This window comes from Modicisalibacter tunisiensis (genome assembly GCF_020148005.1).
Lineage (GTDB): Bacteria > Pseudomonadota > Gammaproteobacteria > Pseudomonadales > Halomonadaceae > Modicisalibacter > Modicisalibacter tunisiensis.
The window spans coordinates 217,716-235,519 of the sequence record NZ_JAGXFD010000002.1; the positions used below are offsets into that span (position 1 = coordinate 217,716).

Consider the following 17,804-nt stretch of genomic DNA (forward strand, 5'->3'; position numbering starts at 1 on the left):
GGGCAATCGCTAAGGTAATGCGGATACCGCCAGGCATGCCGCGATCCCTTTCGCGGGCGACCAACCGGTTTTCCCTGACCGGTCCGGACCCTCGATGGCACCGAATGGAGACAAGACAGGATGGCAACAGACAGACGTGAAACTCGATGGCAAGCCTCTCCCCATCGGCTGATCCCGGGTCTGCTGGCCCTCCTGCTGATGACCGGCACCGCCCATGCCGAAGGCCTGACGGTGACCGATGCCCGCCTGAGCCTGATGCCCGGCGACACCCCCGGAGCCGGTTACTTTCATCTGCATAATGGCGGCGACGCCCCCGTCACCCTGGTGGGCGCCGACAGCGATGCCTTTGCCCGGGTCGAGATGCACATGAGCATGAACAAGGACGGAATGGCCAGCATGAAGCCGATTTCCGAACTGACGATCGACCCCGGCGAGACCCTCGATTTCGCTCCCAAGGGCTATCATCTCATGTTCATGAAACGTCAAGGGCCCCTGGGCATGGGCGACAAGGTTGATGTCACGCTCGATTTCGCCGACGACACGCGGCTTCCCGTGGTATTTGACGTGGTTTCGCCGGCCTCGCTGTAGCCGACGCCTGCAGGAATGGTGATGATGCATAAATGGCTACTCCCGCTGCTCGGCTCGCTGTGGCTGGCCGGATGCAGCGACAATAATTGGCGCACGACCGATGTCTCCGAGTTCATGCCGGACCTGGACTTCGAACTGGTGGATGAAAACGGCCGAGATGTGAGTGCCGAGGACTACCTGGGCAAGAACACGATCCTGTATTTCGGCTATACCCACTGCCCCGACGTCTGCCCGATCACGCTGGCCGGGCTCGCGACCGCCATCCGGAAGGTCGATGCCGAGGTTCGCGACGACATTCAGGTGCTTTTCGTATCGGTGGATCCCGGCCGGGATACGCCCGATGTCATGAAGCGCTACACGAACTACTTCGGCCCTCAGTTTATCGGCCTGACGGGCAGTACCGCGCAGATAGACGAGCTGACCAATCGGTATCGCATTACCTACGAATACGGCGACAAGGACGAGGAAGGCAACTACGACGTGAGCCACTCGAGTGCCGCCTTCGCCTTCAATAAACAGGGCGAGGCGGAGTTCATGATTCGCGACAGCGACCCCACCGCGAATGTGGTTGCCGATCTTTCCCGACTGGCGAAAAGGGGCTAGTCCGCACTCCCGCTCGATCCAGGGCCACGCTGCCGTGGCCGCTGGCCACGCCGCTCACCGTGCCGAGGGTATCGAAGCCCGCACACCTGACTCCCCCCCGCCGCCGCGGCTTGCGGCCCGCTCGCCCGGGCTGCGTGCCCCGTCGGCGTGATCCTTCGCGCGACTATCCTGCTCGGTCCGCGGGGTGTGACCACTCCGCCTGCTCGCCTCCCCCAACTAAAGTTAGACATCGCGCCGAATATTGATCGTCATCAAGGCTGCTAGGCTGGAAAGTTGAGACGTCTCACTATACTTTCGGACTGGTAAGACCAGTTCAGGGAGGGACTCGATGGCGGACCACAACGATCGGCCCCAACGTCGCGGCGACGCCGACGACGTCCATTGCCGGCATTGCAGCCTGAGATCGCTATGCCTGCCGCAGTCGCTCGACGACCGGGATCTGGAGCGTTTCAACGCCATCGTGCGACGGCCGGGCCACTTCAAGAAGGGCAGCCTGCTGGCACGGGAAGGCGCGCCCCTGCACAGCCTGCTCGTCGTGCGCTCGGGCAGCCTCAAGCAGGTCAGCCATACCGGCGGACGGGAACAGTTGACCCGCTTCTTCCTGCCCGGCGAACTGGTCGGCCTGGATGGCCTGGACACACTGCGCTACCCGGGGTCGGTGAGAGCGCTGGAAGCCGCCACCATCTGCGACATCCCCTATCCGAGCCTCGACACGCTGGCCACGCAGTTGCCCGACCTGCGCACCCAGCTGTTCCGCAGCATGAGCCGGACGCTGCGCGAGGATCGGCTGCTGATGGGGCACTGTCGGCCGAGCAGCGCCTGGCCACCCTGCTCTGCGAGCTGTCGGAGCGCTTTCGCCGCCGCGGCTACTCCGCCCACTGCTTTCGTTTTTCCAAGTCCCGCGCCGAAATCGGCAGCTACCTGGGCATTGCCATGGAAACGGTCAGTCGCGTGCTCGGCCAGTTCCAGCAGCAGGGCCTGGTGACCACCCGGGGCCGTGAAGTGCGGATTCACGACCTGGCGGCACTCGAGACCCTCGCCCGCGGGGACCGTCTGATGGTGCTCTCGCCGGTCCCTGCCGTGCCCGAGTCGCCCGAGCCTCGCGTGCTGCCCCTGGCGGTGGCCCGAGGCCGAGACGGACGCGCCACCCATCGCCGTCTCGGCCGTTAACAGGCCGAGGCGGCCCCCTCTCCTGGCATTTTCCCGGCCGATGCCTTAGCATCGGCGCTCCTTTGGGGAGTAGCCGATCCTCGCTGCTGACGACGGCGAGGAGGCCTGCATCAACAAGCTCGACGCCCACGTCGTGGTGCAGGCGACCGATTCCGGTTGGCGAGACCAAGGGCATACCGCGCGCTCGTGGTCGGGCGCGCGCGGCATGCCCCTGGCCAATCGCCCGACCCGGAGATGACCATGACCCTGGCTTCCACCCTTCTGCTGGCCTTCGCCATGTCCACGGATGCCTTCGCCGCCGCCATCGGCAAGGGCGCCGCCCTCCAGCGCCCCCACTTCCGTGAAGCCCTGCGCACCGGCCTCATCTTCGGCAGCATCGAAGCCACCACGCCCGTCATCGGCTGGGCCATGGGCATGGCCGCCTCGCGCTACGTCGCCGAGTGGGACCACTGGATCGCCTTCACCCTGCTGCTGCTGCTCGGCGGGCACATGATCAAGGAAGGCTTCTCGCAGAGTGAGGACGAGGAAAACGAACGCCCCACCCGGCACTCCTTCCTGCGCCTGGCGCTGACCGGCTTCGCCACCAGCATCGACGCGATGGCGGTGGGCGTCGGGCTCGCCTTCGTCGATGTCAACATCGTCTCCACCGCCGCGTTCATCGGCCTGGCGACCCTGACCATGGTGACGCTGGGCGTCATGCTCGGCCGCGTGCTCGGTCAGGTGGTCGGTCAGCGCGCCGAGATCGTCGGCGGCGTGATCCTGATCGGCATCGGCTCGCTGCTGCTGATGGAGCACCTCGGCGTGCTGGCCTGAGTCGGGCCATGGGCGCCACGGTGGCTCGAACGCGGTGGCCCGCAGGCGGCGACTCGCGTAGGGTATAGCCAGCGCCGACGGCCGTCCCGGCACGACGCGCAGCGCCCCCGGCAGTGACAGGATCCGGCACCATGACCTCGCCCTCTCTCCATCTCCAAGACTGGCGCGCCTGGCTCCCCGACGGCGACGCCGAGCGCGATGCCCGCATCGTCACCGACGCCCGCCCCGCCGGCCGCTCGCTGCCGGCGATGCTGCGCCGCCGCGTCAACCTGGCCGGGCGCGCGGTCGCCGACCTGCTCGCCGAGCTGGACCCCGGCGCGGACAGCATCCTGCTGCACGCCTCGCGCCACGGGGATGGCGAGCGCACGCTCGAACTGCTCTACGCGCTCGCCGAATCGGCCCCGCTGTCACCGGCCCGCTTCGGGCTCTCCGTGCACAACGCCGTGCTGGGCGTCTACTCCATCGCCAGCGGCAACCGTCGCTCGCTGCAGGCGATCGCCGCCGGCGGCGACGAGCTGGCCGCCCTGTTCAGCGAGGCCCGCGGCTACCTGGCCGAGGGCGCGCCCCGGGTCATCGCCGTGTTCAGCGATGTGCCGGTACCGCCGCGCTTTGCCGCCCATGCACCGGCGTCCCGCGGGGCGGCGGCACTCGCCATGCGCCTGACGCTCGACAGCGGCCGGGCGATCCACGAATCCCCCTGGCAGGGTGGCGGCGAGCCCCCGCAGCCCGTCGATGTCATCGCCTGGCTGCGTACCGGCGGCGAGCTGGGCAGCCCGCTGCGCGGCCGCGCCTGGCGCCTGGCCCCCTGATGGCGTTCGCCTCGATCCGGGCACCCCGCATGACCCGCCACCTCGACCCGCTATGGCGCCGGCTGATCACCCCGCTGGCCTTCGTTGGCTTCGCCGTCGCCGCCCTGACGGTGGGCGCGGTGCTCGCCCCCCTGACGCGCCTGGCCAGCCCCGACCGGGCCGCCGCCCAGCGACGCACCCGACACCTGGTGCGCCTGACCTGCCGGGGCTTTCTGGCCGCCCTGCGCCACGCCCGGCTGATCGACTACCGGGTATCCGGCGTCGAGCGGCTGGCCGCCGGGGGGCACCTGCTGCTGGCCAACCATCCCACCCTGCTCGATGCCCTGTTCCTGCTCGCCTTCACGCCGAATGCCAACTGCATCGTCAAGGGGCCTCTCGCCCGTCACCCGGTCACGGCCGGGGTGATTCGCGCCGCCGGCTTCATCACCAACCGCCGGCCACGCGCCACGCTCAGGGCGGCATGCCGGGCGCTGGCCGACGGCCAGTCGCTGATCGTGTTCCCCGAGGGCACCCGCTCGACGCCCGGACGGCCGGTGCGGCTGCGCCGCGGCGGTGCCGCCATCGCCGTGACCAGCCATGCCGTCATCACCCCGGTGCGCATCGACTGCCGCCCCAGTACCCTGACCAAGGGCGAGCCGTGGTATCGTGTGCCGCCGCGCCGTCCCGCGTTTCGCATTGCGGTCGGCCCGCCGATCCCGCCCACCGTGCCGTCGCAGGCCGCACCGCGGGCGATCGGTGATCTGACGCAGCATCTGGAAGCCTATTTCAACCGCCCCCACAAGGGATGAGGGAGCCATGACGACAGACCTGGAACACGAGCTCAAGCAACTGATCATCGATACCCTGGAACTCGAGGATGTCACCCCCGAGGACGTCGACCCCGACGAACCGCTGTTCGTCGAGGGCCTGGGACTCGATTCCATCGACGCGCTCGAACTGGGCCTGGCACTGCAGAAGCGTTACGGCATCCAGCTGGAAGCCGACAGCGACGAAACCCGGCGCCATTTCGCCAACCTGCGCACCCTGGCGGCGCTGGTCGAGGCGCGCCGTACCCAGTAGCCCGCGCCGACGCACGCCACCGCATGGTCCGGCCCTTCCCCTCGCGCCCACCCGCCGGCCTGCCGATCGCTGCGGCGACCCTGGCCTGGCCCTGGCTGGTCACCCGCTGGCCGGTGGCCGGCGGCTGGCCCTGGCTGGTGATGCTGGCCGGGCTCGTCGCCTGGCGCCTGCCGGCCGGCCACCGGCGCTGGGCCCTCTGGCTGGGCATCCCCGCCGTGCTGCTGGCGGCGGCGGGGGAAGCCACCCTGGTCCTCCGGCTCTGGCCGGTGCTGGTCAACGCCGCCCTGCTGGGCCTGTTCGCCCATTCGCTGCGTCACCCGCCGAGCGTCATCGAGCGGCTCGCGCGGCGTCAGACGCCGGACCTGCCGCCCAGCGGCGTGCGCTATACCTACCGGGTCACCCAGCTGTGGTGCGGCTTCTTCGTCGTCAACGGCAGTCTGGCGCTGGCCACGGTGATCCATGGCGACCCCGCGCTGTGGTCGCTGTACAACGGCGGCCTGGCCTATATGGCCATGGCCCTGCTGTTCGCCGGCGAGTGGCTCGTGCGCCGGCGCGTCAAGAAGAGGGCTTCGTGATGAGCGATTCCCCCCTGCGCCAGGCTCGCTGGCGCGACCCGGACCCGACCCGGTGCGTCGGCTGGCTGCCCACCGGCCGCGTCACCCTGGCCGACTTCCAGCGGCGCATCGGCGCCTGGCAGGCCTGTCTCGACACGCTCGCCGAGCCCGGTCGCTGCTATGCCCTGCATGACCGTGACCCGCTGGTCTTCGCCAGTGCCCTGCTGGCCCTGTGGGAGCGCGGCGACAGCGCCCTGCTGCCCGCCGACGACCGCCCCGAGACCCTGGCCGGCGTGGATGCCCTGACCCGGGCCCGGCTGGGCGACGTGCCCGGCGGCCATCGCCCCAGCACCGGCGCCGCCCCGCGCTGGGGAACCCTGAGCGCCGAGCGCACGGCGCTCTGGCTGTACACCTCCGGCTCCACCGGCGCGGCGAAGCGCATTCCCAAGTCCTTCGCCCAGCTCGATGCCGAACTGGCCACGCACCGCGACCTCTGGCCGCTCGAAGGGCGGCTGACGATCAGCCAGGTCAGCCACCAGCACATCTACGGCCTGCTGTTCGCCATCCTGCGCCCCCTGGTCGAGGCGGCGCCGATGGCCGGCGCCCTGTGCCGCTACCCGGAGACCCTGCACGCCTGGCTCGCCGCCCTGGATGAGACGAGCCAGACCGTGCTGATCAGCGCCCCGCCGCCGCTGGAACGGCTGCCCGAGACCCTCGACTGGCCCCGGGTGCGACAGCGCCTGGCCGCCGTCTACAGTTCCGGCGCCCCGCTGCCGGCCGCGGCGGGACGGCGCACGCAGCGGCTGCTGGATGCGCCGGTCCGCGAGCTCTACGGCAGCTCGGATACCGGCGGCATCGCCTGGCGCGGCGTTCCCCGCCAGGACGACGCCTGGACGCCGCTTCCCGGGATCGCGGTGCGTGCCGACCGCGACGACGATCACCTGTGGCTGCGCTCGCCCTATCTCGACAGCCGCGACTGGCAACGCCAGGCCGATCGCATCCGCGAGGCCGGCGACGGCCGCTTTCAGCTGCTGGGTCGCGCCGATCGCATCGCCAAGGTCGGCGGCAAGCGCCTGTCGCTGACCGCCATGGATCGTGCCCTGGAAGCGGCCGATGGCGTGCGCCGGGCCCGCACCGTGGTGCTGCCCGAGCCCAGCGGCCGGCTCGGGGCGATCGTCCAGCTCGACCCGGCCGGGATCCCCATCGAGCACGGCGCCCGCCGGCAACGCATCGCCGCCCTGCGCGAGCGGCTCGCCCGCGCCTTCGAGCCCACGGTGATCCCCCGCGCCTGGCGCTTCGTCGAGACCTGGCCCGTCAACGCCCAGGGCAAGCTCACCGTGGAACGTGTCGAGCGGCTGTTCCGCGACCGGCTGGACCACCGGCAGCCGCGCTGGCTGGGCGTCGAGGCATCCGCCGACGGGTGCTGCCACGTCACCCTCGAGGTGCCGGAACGCCTCGCCCATCTGGCCGGGCACTTCCCCGGCCGGCCGGTGGTGCCGGGGGTGGTGATGATCCAGTGGACGTGCGACCTGGCCCGGGAACACCTCGGCGTGACCGGGGCCTTCTCGCGCCTGGAGCGGGTCAAGTTCCCCCAGCTGCTGCCTCCCGGCGAACGCGTCACCCTGGCCCTCGAGTGGCACGGCGACATGCAGCGGCTGGATTTCCGCCTCAGCGGCCGTCACGGCTGCCATGCCAGCGGCCGGATGCACTTCCGTGCAGGAGACCCGTCATGACCCCGGCTCGCCCCTGCGTCCTGATCCCGGTCTACAACCACGAACAGGCCATCGGCCGCACCTGCGCGGCGATCCGCGAGCGCCTCGGCCTGCCGCTGCTGCTGGTCGACGACGGCAGCGACCCGGCGTGCGCCGCGACGCTCGACGCCCTGGCGGCGGCCGATGATGTCCAGCTGATCCGCCTGCCGCGCAATCGTGGCAAGGGCGCGGCGGTCAAGGCCGGCCTCGCCGAGGCGCAACGCCGGGGCTACACCCACGCCCTGCAGGTCGACGCCGACGGCCAGCACGACCCCGCCGACCTGCCCGCCTTCGTCGCCGACCTCGCCGCCGACGACGAACGCCTGCGCATCGGCTATCCGCGCTTCGACGCCAGCGTACCGCGCCACCGCTTCTACGCCCGCTACCTGACCCACGGCATGGTCTGGCTCGACACCCTGTCGTTCGCCCTGCGGGACACCATGTGCGGCGTCAAGCTGTTTCCCGTGGCCGCCACCCGCCGGCTCCTCGCTCGTCACGGCTGCGGCGAGCGCATGCAGCTCGACACCGAACTGCCGGTGCGCTGGGTCTGGGCGGGCGGTGAGGTGCTCAACCTCCCGGTTCGGGTACACTATCCGCTCGACGGGGTGTCGCACTTCGCCCTCGGCCGCGACAACGCGCTGCTGGTGGCGATGCATCTGCGGCTGTTCGCCGGCATGCTCTGCCGCCTGCCACGCCTGGTGTGGCGCCACGTCAAGCGAACCACCGGGAGGAACGACGCGTGAACGCCACGGAAAAGGCGCCGCGCCACTGGGCGCGCATCCAGGAATCGGGCAGCGTCGCCGGCATGCGGATCATGGTCTGGATCCGTCGCCGGCTGGGCCCCCTGCCATTTCGCTTCATGCTGGCATGGGTGATTCTCTACTACTATCTGCGCCGCCCGCTGGCCCGGCGTGCCTCGCGGCGCTATCTCAAGCGCATCTGGCCGTACCATGCCGGCGGCGCGCCCGGCGGCATGGCGTTGCTGGTGATGCGCCACTTCTGGGCCTTCGGGCGCTCACTGATGGACAAGGTCGACGTCTGGAGCGGCCTGGCGCTGGATGTACGCATCCCCGATGCCGACCGCGCCCGGCTGGACGCCGCCATCCGCAGCGGCCGGGGCGGGCTGATGCTGGTCTCGCATCACGGCAACCTCGAGATCTGCAGCGCCATGAGCCACACCCGGGACGACTTCCACGTCACCCAGCTGATGCACACCCGCAACGCCGAGAAGTTCAACACCCTGCTGGCCCAGGCGACCCACCGTCGCCCCCCCGAGATCGTCGAGGTCAGCGAGATCACGCCCGCCACCGCGATGCGCCTGGCCCGGCGCATCGATGCCGGCGGCTTCGTGGTGATCGCCGCCGATCGCGTGCCGGTGGGCGAGTCCGGGCGCACCCGGGACCTGGACTTCCTCGGCGACGCCGCGCCCTTTCCCGAAGGCCCGTTCCGGCTGGCCGCGCTGCTGCGCTGTCCGATCTACACGCTGGGCTGCGTGCGCGACGGCGATCATCACCGCATCACCTTCGAGCCGTTCGATGACACATCCACCCTGAGGCGCCGTGATCGCGACGCCTGGTGCGATGCCGCCATGCCCCGCTACGTCGCCTGGCTGACCGAGCAGTGCCGGCGTCACCCGCTGCAATGGTTCAACTTCTTTCCCTTCTGGCACGCCGATGACCGCTGACAACACTCGCCCCTGGCTGACGCTGGACGGCACCCCCGTCCCGCTCGAGAGCGTCGCGCGGGTCGCGCGGCGCGACTGCCGCGTGCGCCTCACCGACGCCCCTGCCTTCCGCCGCCGCATCGAGGCCGGCCCGGCCTTTCTCGAGCGCCTGCTCGACGAGGACGGCGTCATCTACGGCGTGACCACCGGCTTCGGCGACGCCTGTACCCGCGCGGTACCCGCCGACCAGCTCGAGGCCCTGCCCCGACAGCTGTATACCTTCCATGGCTGCGGCCTGGGCGAGGTGCTGGACGTCGAGACCGCCCGCGCCGTGGTCGTCGTGCGGCTGATCTCGCTGTGCCGCGGCCTGTCCGGGGCGTCGTGGACCCTGCTCGAACGCCTCGTCTGGCTGCTCGAGGAGGACGTGATACCGGTCATCCCCACCGAAGGCTCGGTGGGCGCCAGCGGCGACCTCACCCCGCTGTCGTACCTGGCCGCGGTGCTCTGCGGCGAACGCGAGGTCTACGACCGCGGCCACCGCCGCGCCACCGCCGAGGCCTTCGCCGAGCGCGGCCTCGCCCCCTACCGGCTGCGCCCCAAGGAAGGCCTGGCGCTGATGAACGGTACCGCGGTGATGACCGCCCTGGCCTGCCTGGCCTGGGAGCGCGCCGAACATCTCTCGCGGCTCGCCACTCGGGCCACGGCGATGAACGTCTGGGCGCTGGACGGCAACCCCTACCACTTCGACGCCACCCTGTTCGCCGCCAAGCCGCATCCCGGCCAGCAGCGCATCGCCGCCCGCCTGCGCGCCGATCTTGCCGTCGACGCCGAGGCCCGCACCCCACGCAACTCGCCGCGCCTGCAGGACCGCTACTCGACCCGCTGCGCGCCGCACGTGATCGGCGTGCTCGAGGACAGCCTCGGCTGGCTGCGCCGCTTCATCGAGGACGAGCTCAACAGTGCCAACGACAACCCGCTGATCGACCCCGACGGCGAGACGGTGCTGCACGGCGGCCATTTCTATGGCGGTCACATCGCCTTCGCCATGGACGCGCTGAAGCCCCTGGCCGCCAACCTCGCCGACCTGCTCGACCGCCAGCTGGCCCTGCTGGTCGACCCCCGCTACAACCACGGCCTGCCGGCCAACCTGAGCGGCGCCGAGCCCGAGCGCGCGGCGCTCAACCACGGCTACAAGGCGGTGCAGATCGGTGTCTCGGCGTGGACGGCCGAGGCGCTCCAGCACAGCCTGCCGGCCAGCGTCTTCTCGCGCTCCACCGAGTGCCACAATCAGGACAAGGTGAGCCTGGGCACCATCGCCGCCCGCGATGCCCTGCGCGTGCTCACGCTCGTCGAGCAGGTCGTCGCCGGCGTGCTCCACGCCGCCTGCCAGGCACTCGAGCTGCGCCGGAGCCTGAGCGACGAGCCGCCGGCGGTGCTGGCCGCCTGGCTCGCCGCCTGCCGCACGCACATCGCGCCGCTGGCCGAGGACCGCCCCCTCGAGGACGAGCTGCGACGGCTGTGTCGGGTCCTGCCCGAACTCGCCGCCACGCTGTACCCCGACACCCCGGCCCACACCGCCGACTGACCCATCGACCGGAGATTGTCATGCGCCTGTTCGTACTGCTCATGCTGGGACTGCTGTCGAGTCCGGCCCTGGCCTTCGACCTCGCCGACCTCCAGCACCGGCTCGGCGACACCCAGGGGTTGAGCGGTCGCTTCGTGCAGACCCGCCACCTCGCCGACCTGGATACCGATCTGGAGAGCCGCGGGCACTTCACCTATCAGCGCGGTAAGCGGGTCGTCTGGGCGCTGGAGCAACCGGTCGAGGACCGCCAGGTCTTCACGCCCGCCGACGCCCGCGCGGCGGACGACGCGCCGGGCGATACCGGCGATGACCGACGCCGTCGCCAGATCGCCGCACTGCTGCTGAACCTGCTCGACGGCGACTGGCAGGCGCTCGAACGGCGCTTCTCGCTGACCCTGAGCGGCGACGCCACGGCCTGGCAGGTGGCGCTCGCGCCCCGCCAGGCCGCCCTGCGCGAGCGTCTCGCCGAGGTGACGCTCGCCGGCGGCCGCTACGTCGAGCGCCTGCGGCTCGAGACCGCCGACGGCGACACCCTCACGGTACGCTTCAGCGACCTGCAGCCCCTGGCCGGAAGCGACCCGTGACGCGCCCGGCGGCCCTCGGCAAGCACCTCGCCCGGCTATGGGGGCTGGTGCTGTTGGCCGGCGTGGTGAGCCTGGCCTGGCAGCTGCGCGACGGGCTGCCCAGCGACACGCGACTGACCGCGCTGCTGCCCCAGGACCGCCAGAATCCGCTGCTCGAACGCGCCGACGCCCGGCTCGGCCGCGCCTTCGAGGATCGCTTCGTGCTGCTGCTTGACGCGCCGGCCCTGCCCCGGGCCACCGCCGATCTCGCCGAGCGGCTCTCCGCCGCCGACGGCGGCCGGCTGCTGACCCGCCTCGACTGGCGGGACGTGGACTTCGCCGACAGCGATCCCGCCGCCGTTTTAGGCCCTTACCGCTACCGGCTGCTCACTCCGTCGCTGCGGCAGGCGATCGAGCAGGACGGCGGCACCTCGCTGGTTCAGCCGGCCCTGGCGCGGCTGTTCTCGCCGGGTGGCGACCCCGAGCCGGTGGCCGACCCCTTCGGGCTGCTCGACCGCTGGCTGGCCCAGCAGGACGACAGCCCCGTCTCGAGCTGGCAGGGCCTGCTCACGGTGCGTGACCGGGATGGCACGCGCCGCTCGCTGCTGATCGGCCGGCTGGCCGACACCCCCTATGCCCCGTCGGCCCAGCAGGCACTCACTCGGGCGCTGCGTGCCTTCGAAGCCGCGCATCCCGATGCCCGGCTGCTGCATTCGGGGCTGATCTTCCACGCCGCCGGCGGCGCGCGTCAGGCCCGCCACGAGATCACCACCATCGGGCTGGGGGCCTTTCTGGCGCTGATCGTCATCCTGCTGGCGGTGTTTCGCTCGCCACGCACCCTGCTCGCCCTGCTGCTGCCGCTGGCCGGCGGCCTGCTGGTCGCCACGCCGCTGACGCTGGCGCTGTTCGGCCGGCTGCACCTGCTCACCCTGGCCTTCGGTGCCAGCCTGATCGGCGTGGCCATCGACTATGCCCTGCACCTGCAGTGCGAACGCGCCGTCCAGGGCCGGCGCTTTCACCTGCGGCCGCTGCTACCCGGCCTGGCCCTGGGGCTGGTTTCCAGCCTCGCCGCCTATCTGGCCCTGGCCCTCGCACCGATGCCGGGGCTGCGCCAGATGGCCCTGTTCGCCGCCGCCGGGCTCGCCGGTGCCTGGCTGACCGGCGTGCTGTGGCTGCCCCGCCTGGCGCTGCCGGTGCACCCCGCCACCGCCCGGATCGCCGCACGCTGGTGGTCGCTCACCACGCCGCGCCGCACGCTGGCGCCCGGCTGGCTGGCCGTGGCGGCGCTGATCCTGCTGGGCGTGACCGCCGGGCGGCTGACCGCCGACGACAGCCTGCGCCTGCTCAACCCCTCGTCGTCCGCACGGCTGGCCGAGGAGCGCCGGGTCCAGAGCCTGCTGGGCCGCGACACCGGCAGCCGCTACTTCCTGGTGACCGCCGATGACGAGCCCGCCCTGCTCGAGCGGCTGGCCGAACTCGGTCAGCGACTGGACACGGCCAGCGCCGACGGCCTGACGATCGGCTACCGCAACCTGGCCGACCATGTGCCGCCGCCCCGCATTCAGGACGCCAATCTCGCCGCGGTGCGCCGCCTCTACGGCGAGCCGCTGGCGACGCTGGTCGAACGCGCCGGCCTGCCGGGCTCGGTGATCGCCAAGGCCCGCGCCACCCTCGACAGCGTGCCGCGGCTGGATGTCGCCACCTGGCTCGACGCCCCCGCCGGCACGGCCGACCGCCGGCTGTGGCTGGGGCCGGTCACGGCCGACGACGGCACCACGCGCCTGGCCGCCACCCTGGTGCTCAACGGCGTCGACAGCGCGGCGGAAGGCCGGCGCCTGGCGGCCCTCGCCGACGCCCGGCCCGATGTCTGCTACGTCGATCGCGTGGCGCGCCTGTCGCGACTGCTCGGCGAGCTGCGCCGGCACGTCAGCCTGTGGGTCGGCCTGGCCCTGGCCCTGCTGACCGCCGGGCTCGTGCTGCGCTACCGTCGGCAGGCCTGGCGCGTGGTCACGCCCGCGCTGGGCGCCCTGCTCGGCACCCTGGCGGTGTACGCCGTCGCGGGGGTGCCGTTGAACGTGTTCAGCCAGCTGGGCATGCTGCTGGTGCTGGGGATCGGCCTGGACGCCGGCATCTTCAGCGCCGAGCATGCGCGGCGCCCGGCGACCTGGCTGGCGGTCAGCCTGTCCACGCTGACCAGCGTGCTGGCCTTCGGCCTGCTCGCGTTCAGCGCCACGCCGGCGCTGCACTACCTGGGGCTGACCTGCCTCATCGGCCTGACGCTGGTCGGGCTGCTGGTGCCCTGGGTGCGTCCCGCCCCGCCTCGCATCAAGGAGAGACCACATGGCGAACCTTGCCCCGCGCGCTGACGCCAGCGACGTGGTCGTGATCGGCGCCGGCCCCGCCGGTGCCCTGGCCGCCGCCCGACTCGCCGACAGCGGCCATCGGGTCCAGGTCGTCGAGCGCACGCGCTTCCCGCGCTTCTCGATCGGCGAGAGCCTGCTGCCCCAGTGCATGGCGCCGCTCGAGCGCGCCGGGCTGCTCGACGCCGTCCTGGCCGGCGACTACCAGCCCAAGAACGGCGCCGCCTTCACCCGCCGCGGCGTATCGACCGTCATCGACTTCCACGACAAGACCACGCCGGGCTGGGCCACCACCTTCCAGGTGGAACGGGCCGACTTCGACCAGCGCCTGATCGAGGCCGCCCGGGCACGCGGCGCCCGGGTCGACTTCGCCACCACGGTGGATGCCGTCGAGCCCGACGCCCGGCACCCCCGGCTCACGGTGCGCGATGACACCGGCCACACTCGACGGCTCGAGACGCGCTTCATCCTCGATGCCAGCGGCTACGGCCGCGTGCTGGCCCGCCGGCTGGGGCTGGCCCGCGACCCGCGGCTCGAGTCCCGCACGGCCCTGTTCACCCATGTCGACACCGGCCTCGACGACGACTTCGACCGCGAGAAGATCCTGATCGGCGTGCATCCCGACGATGCACAGCTGTGGTACTGGCTGATCCCGTTCCGCGACGGCCGTGCCTCGGTGGGCGTGGTCGGCGACACCGCGACCCTCGAGGCCGCCGGTGACGATGCCGAAAGCCGCTGGCGGACGCTGGTCGACGCCGAGCCGCGCTTCGCCGAGCTGCTCGCCGGGGCCCGACCGATACGCCCGGTGGACGCACTGGCCGGCTATTCCGCCGACGTCGAGCGCCTGCACGGCCCGGGCTTTGCGCTGCTGGGCAACGCCGGCGAATTCCTCGACCCGGTGTTTTCCTCGGGGGTGACCATCGCGCTGCGCTCGGCGGACATGGCCGTGCCGCTGGTCGAACGCACGCTGGCCGGCGAGTCGCCCGACTGGGCGGGCGAGTTCGAACGCCCGCTGCGCGCCGGGACCGCCACCTTTCGCGCCTTCGTCGAGGCCTGGTACGACGGCCGCCTGCAGCGCATCATCTTTCACCCCGACCCGCCCGCCGAACTGCGCCGCCGGATCAGCGCGGTACTCGCCGGCTACGCCTGGGACCGCGACAACCCGCTGGTCACCGCCAGCCGGCGGCGGCTCGACCTGCTGGCCGAGCTGTGCGGGCCTCTTCCGGAGGCCCGCCCATGAAACGCCGTCCGGTCTGGCCGGCCGCCTGCCTGACATTGCTGCTCGGCGGTTGCTCGCTGGCCCCGCCGCTGCCGCCCGCGCCGCGCCAGTCTCTGGCCGCGACGGCGACCACCGTCCAGCGGCGCATCAGCCTGATCCCGGACGACACGCGGCGCGCACCCCGGACCCTGCTGGCGGTGCTGCGCGTCCGGGGCGCCGGCTGGCGGGCGGCCTTCCTCACGCCCTACGGTCAGCGGCTGGTGACCCTGATCCACGAGGACGGCGACAGCCGCTATCGCGAGGGCGACGTGCCGCTGGCGACGCTCGGCGACACGCTGCCGCCGGCCGACTGGCTCGCCGCCCGGCTCGACTGGTGCCTGTGGCCGACGGCCGCGCTGCGGGCCGCCTTCGACGGCACGTCGTGGACGGTGGACGTCGCCGATGGAGCCCGTATCATTCGCCATCATGGACGCGCGGTAGCCCGGATCACCCCGGCCGACACCGAGTTCGCCCGCGCCGAGACGGTGCGGCTCGACGATCGTCGGGGTGGCTACCGCCTGCGCATTTCCCCGCTGCCGGAGACCTCCCATGAGTGATGCCACTGTTCGATCGCCGTGCCGTCTCTCCGCCCCCGGCGTGGTCTGCAGCCTGGGCGACGACCCGCGGCACCTGATCGCGGCCCTGCGCGAAGGCCGCCGAGGGCTGACGACGAGCGATACCTTCACCCCCGGCCGACGCCTGCCGCTGGGCCGGGTGACCGTGCCATTGCCCGCCGACGAGGCCTGGCCGGCGGCGCACCGCAGCCGCAACAACCGGCTGCTGGCCCGGGCCCTCGAGCGCCTGGGGCCAAGCCTCGAGGCCGTGCTGGCACGCCACCCCCGCGAGCGCATCGGCGTGGTGCTGGGCAGCAGCACCTCGGGGATCGGCGAGACCGAGCAGGCGCTGGCCGTCGCCGGGCGCGACGGCCCGCTGCCGGAGGACTTCCACTACGCCCGCCAGGAGCTGGGCGCCCCGGCACGCTTCATCGCCGAGCGGCTGGGCCTGGCTGGGCCGGTGCATATCCTGTCCACGGCGTGCAGCTCCAGCGCCCAGGCCCTGGCCAGCGCGCGACGCCTGCTGCTGGCCGGGGAGTGCGACGCGGTGATCGCCGGCGGCGCCGACAGCCTCTGCCGGCTGACGGTCAACGGCTTCGCCAGTCTCGAGGCGGTCAGCGACGCGCCCAGCCTGCCGTTTTCCGCCAACCGCGCCGGCATCAACCTCGGCGAGGCCGCCGCGCTGTTCTTGGTGACCCGCGAGCCCGGCGGCATTCAGCTGCTCGGCGCCGGCGAGAGCAGCGATGCCTACCATGTCAGTGCCCCGCGCCCCGACGGCAGCGGCGCCCGCGCGGCGATGGCCGCCGCCCTGGACCAGGCCGGTTGCGCGCCCGAGGCGGTGGACTACCTCAACCTGCACGGCACCGGCACCGGCACCGGCCACAACGATGCCATGGAGGCCCGGGCGGTCAGCGAGCTGTTCGCCACACCCCCGGCCTGCAGCTCCACCAAGGCATTGACCGGGCATACGCTGGGTGCGGCCGGCGCGCTGGAGGCCGCGTTCTGCTGGCTGGCCCTGCACCACGGCTTCCTGCCGCGCCATGTGCATGACGGCGTCGACGACCCCGAGCTGCCGCGACTGCCGCTGGTCAACACTCCCGAAGGGGCGCCCCGCGTCGCGCTGTCCAATTCCTTCGCCTTCGGCGGCAACAACGTCAGCCTGCTGCTGGCCCGCGACGCGCCGGAGGACGGTCCATGACGCCCCTGCCCTGCGCGATCGCGCCCTACGTCCCCCAGCAGGGGGCCATGTGTCTGCTCGATCGCCTGCTGGCGGTGGACGAGACCTCGCTGAGTGCCAGCGTCGACCCCGCCACCAATCGCCTGTTCCATAGCGACGGCGCGGTGCCGGGCTGGGTCGCCCTCGAGTGGCTGGCGCAGGGCGTCGCCGCCTGGGCCGGCTGGCACGCCGCCCGGCACGGTGCGACCCCGGCGGTGGGGTTTCTCGTCGGCACGCGACGCTTCACCAGCCACCGCCCCGCCTTCCCGGTGGACCGGGCGCTGCGCGTGCAGGTCACGCGTGATTTCGTCGCCGACAACGGCCTGGCCCACTTCGCGGGCCGGGTGCTTGCGGCCGACGACGACACCCTGCTGGCCGAGGGCCGGCTGACCATCTTCCAGCCCGCCGACGAGGAGGCCACGCATGCCTGACTCCCGCCCCGACACCGTCCTCGTCACCGGCTCGAGCCGCGGCATCGGCCGCGCCGTGGCCCTGCGCCTGGCCCGCGACGGCTTCGATGTGGTGCTGCACTGCCGTCGCCAGCAGGCGCAGGCCGAGAGGGTCGCGGAGGAGATTCGCGCCCTGGGGCGCGCGGCGCGGGTGCTGTGCTTCGACGTGACCGATCGCGCGGCGGCCCGCGTCGCCCTGGAAGCCGACATCGAGGCCCACGGCGCCTATTACGGGGTGGTCTGCAACGCCGGCATCACGGCCGACGGCGCCTTCCCGGCGCTGACCGACACGGCCTGGGACAGCGTGCTGTCGACCAGCCTCGACGGCTTCTACAACGTGGTGCACCCGCTGGTCATGCCGATGATTCGTCGGCGGCGGCCGGGCCGCATCGTGGTGATGTCCTCGGTGTCCGGGCTGATCGGCAACCGCGGCCAGGTCAACTACAGCGCCGCCAAGGCCGGGCTGATCGGCGCGGTCAAGGCGCTGGCGGTGGAGCTGGCCAAGCGGCGCATTACCGTCAACGCCGTGGCGCCGGGGTTGATCGAAACCGACATGGTCGACGCCGAGGCCACCGAGGCGGCCCGGCGCGCCATTCCCATGCAGCGCCCGGGCACTGCCGACGAGGTTGCCGGCGCAGTGAGCTTCCTGTGCGGCCCGGATGCCGGCTACATCACCCGGCAGGTACTCTCGGTCAACGGCGGGCTGTGCTAGGCAGGCCTCGACAGGCCGTTGCCACAGGCTTGCTAAGTTTTTGCGCCCGTCGGCCGATAACACCGGGGAATACCGGATTTCTGCTCCGGCTCACGGA

Annotated in this window: 19 protein-coding genes, 1 pseudogene and 1 riboswitch; all 20 genes and pseudogenes read left to right on the top strand. The window is 72.0% G+C overall.

The annotated features are described in order from the left end of the window. Nucleotides 1-198 precede the first annotated feature (198 nt). The 20 genes and pseudogenes from KGQ91_RS16120 to fabG all read left to right on the top strand — a co-directional run bounded on the left by KGQ91_RS16120 (nucleotide 199) and on the right by fabG (nucleotide 17,707). Nucleotides 199-588, top strand: coding sequence for a copper chaperone PCu(A)C (locus KGQ91_RS16120; protein WP_224421490.1), 390 nt, complete (start codon nucleotides 199-201; stop codon nucleotides 586-588). Between the two features lie 21 nt (nucleotides 589-609). Further along, nucleotides 610-1,191 carry an SCO family protein gene (locus tag KGQ91_RS16125; protein ID WP_318010302.1) on the top strand — a complete coding sequence of 194 codons (582 nt, stop codon included), beginning with the start codon at nucleotides 610-612 and terminating at the stop codon, nucleotides 1,189-1,191. 328 nt (nucleotides 1,192-1,519) lie between these two features. After that, a pseudogene (locus tag KGQ91_RS16815) lies at nucleotides 1,520-1,852 on the top strand (cyclic nucleotide-binding domain-containing protein); the annotation flags it as partial. A 179-nt stretch (nucleotides 1,853-2,031) separates the two neighbouring features. Further along, nucleotides 2,032-2,361, top strand: coding sequence for a helix-turn-helix domain-containing protein (locus KGQ91_RS16820; protein ID WP_318010303.1), 330 nt, complete (start codon nucleotides 2,032-2,034; stop codon nucleotides 2,359-2,361). A gap of 57 nt (nucleotides 2,362-2,418) precedes the next feature. Further along, nucleotides 2,419-2,581: riboswitch (yybP-ykoY riboswitch) on the top strand. A gap of 20 nt (nucleotides 2,582-2,601) precedes the next feature. Beyond that, entirely contained in the window at nucleotides 2,602-3,174 is a 573-nt protein-coding gene (gene mntP, locus KGQ91_RS16135; protein ID WP_163648341.1) for a manganese efflux pump MntP, read from the top strand. A 131-nt stretch (nucleotides 3,175-3,305) separates the two neighbouring features. Further along, nucleotides 3,306-3,983: a beta-ketoacyl synthase chain length factor gene (locus KGQ91_RS16140; RefSeq protein ID WP_224421491.1), complete on the top strand. Its 678-nt coding sequence runs from the start codon at nucleotides 3,306-3,308 to the stop codon at nucleotides 3,981-3,983. 29 nt (nucleotides 3,984-4,012) lie between these two features. Continuing rightward, complete coding sequence (locus KGQ91_RS16145) at nucleotides 4,013-4,771, top strand: lysophospholipid acyltransferase family protein (RefSeq protein ID WP_224421492.1); 759 nt, start codon at nucleotides 4,013-4,015, stop codon at nucleotides 4,769-4,771. A 7-nt stretch (nucleotides 4,772-4,778) separates the two neighbouring features. Further along, a complete protein-coding gene (locus tag KGQ91_RS16150) occupies nucleotides 4,779-5,042 on the top strand; it encodes a phosphopantetheine-binding protein (protein WP_224421493.1) in 264 nt (87 codons plus the stop codon). A gap of 23 nt (nucleotides 5,043-5,065) precedes the next feature. Then, the gene (locus KGQ91_RS16155; RefSeq protein WP_224421494.1) at nucleotides 5,066-5,617 is read left to right on the top strand and encodes a COG4648 family protein; all 552 of its coding nucleotides are present in this window, start codon (nucleotides 5,066-5,068) and stop codon (nucleotides 5,615-5,617) included. Beyond that, a complete protein-coding gene (locus KGQ91_RS16160; RefSeq protein WP_224421495.1) occupies nucleotides 5,617-7,329 on the top strand; it encodes an ApeI family dehydratase in 1,713 nt (570 codons plus the stop codon). Before KGQ91_RS16155 ends, KGQ91_RS16160 begins: the two co-directional genes overlap by 1 nt. Continuing rightward, nucleotides 7,326-8,090, top strand: a complete 765-nt coding sequence (locus KGQ91_RS16165) for a glycosyltransferase family 2 protein (protein WP_224414332.1) — start codon at nucleotides 7,326-7,328, stop codon at nucleotides 8,088-8,090. Before KGQ91_RS16160 ends, KGQ91_RS16165 begins: the two co-directional genes overlap by 4 nt. After that, nucleotides 8,087-9,031 (top strand): LpxL/LpxP family acyltransferase, encoded by a 945-nt coding sequence (locus KGQ91_RS16170; RefSeq protein ID WP_224421496.1) that lies wholly within the window; start codon nucleotides 8,087-8,089, stop codon nucleotides 9,029-9,031. The genes KGQ91_RS16165 and KGQ91_RS16170 overlap by 4 nt, the downstream gene beginning before the upstream one ends. Next, a complete protein-coding gene (locus KGQ91_RS16175) occupies nucleotides 9,021-10,595 on the top strand; it encodes an HAL/PAL/TAL family ammonia-lyase (protein ID WP_224421497.1) in 1,575 nt (524 codons plus the stop codon). Before KGQ91_RS16170 ends, KGQ91_RS16175 begins: the two co-directional genes overlap by 11 nt. Nucleotides 10,596-10,615: 20 nt before the next feature. Beyond that, complete coding sequence (locus KGQ91_RS16180; RefSeq protein ID WP_224421498.1) at nucleotides 10,616-11,179, top strand: LolA family protein; 564 nt, start codon at nucleotides 10,616-10,618, stop codon at nucleotides 11,177-11,179. Then, entirely contained in the window at nucleotides 11,176-13,524 is a 2,349-nt protein-coding gene (locus tag KGQ91_RS16185) for an MMPL family transporter (RefSeq protein ID WP_224421499.1), read from the top strand. The genes KGQ91_RS16180 and KGQ91_RS16185 overlap by 4 nt, the downstream gene beginning before the upstream one ends. Next, nucleotides 13,499-14,758 (top strand): NAD(P)/FAD-dependent oxidoreductase, encoded by a 1,260-nt coding sequence (locus tag KGQ91_RS16190; protein ID WP_224421500.1) that lies wholly within the window; start codon nucleotides 13,499-13,501, stop codon nucleotides 14,756-14,758. The genes KGQ91_RS16185 and KGQ91_RS16190 overlap by 26 nt, the downstream gene beginning before the upstream one ends. After that, nucleotides 14,755-15,333, top strand: coding sequence for a DUF3261 domain-containing protein (locus KGQ91_RS16195; RefSeq protein ID WP_224414326.1), 579 nt, complete (start codon nucleotides 14,755-14,757; stop codon nucleotides 15,331-15,333). The genes KGQ91_RS16190 and KGQ91_RS16195 overlap by 4 nt, the downstream gene beginning before the upstream one ends. After that, complete coding sequence (locus KGQ91_RS16200; protein ID WP_224414325.1) at nucleotides 15,326-16,528, top strand: beta-ketoacyl-ACP synthase; 1,203 nt, start codon at nucleotides 15,326-15,328, stop codon at nucleotides 16,526-16,528. The genes KGQ91_RS16195 and KGQ91_RS16200 overlap by 8 nt, the downstream gene beginning before the upstream one ends. Continuing rightward, nucleotides 16,525-16,977: a hotdog family protein gene (locus KGQ91_RS16205; protein WP_163648332.1), complete on the top strand. Its 453-nt coding sequence runs from the start codon at nucleotides 16,525-16,527 to the stop codon at nucleotides 16,975-16,977. Before KGQ91_RS16200 ends, KGQ91_RS16205 begins: the two co-directional genes overlap by 4 nt. Beyond that, complete coding sequence (gene fabG, locus KGQ91_RS16210; RefSeq protein ID WP_163648331.1) at nucleotides 16,970-17,707, top strand: 3-oxoacyl-ACP reductase FabG; 738 nt, start codon at nucleotides 16,970-16,972, stop codon at nucleotides 17,705-17,707. The genes KGQ91_RS16205 and fabG overlap by 8 nt, the downstream gene beginning before the upstream one ends. The last annotated feature ends 97 nt before the right edge of the window (nucleotides 17,708-17,804 follow it).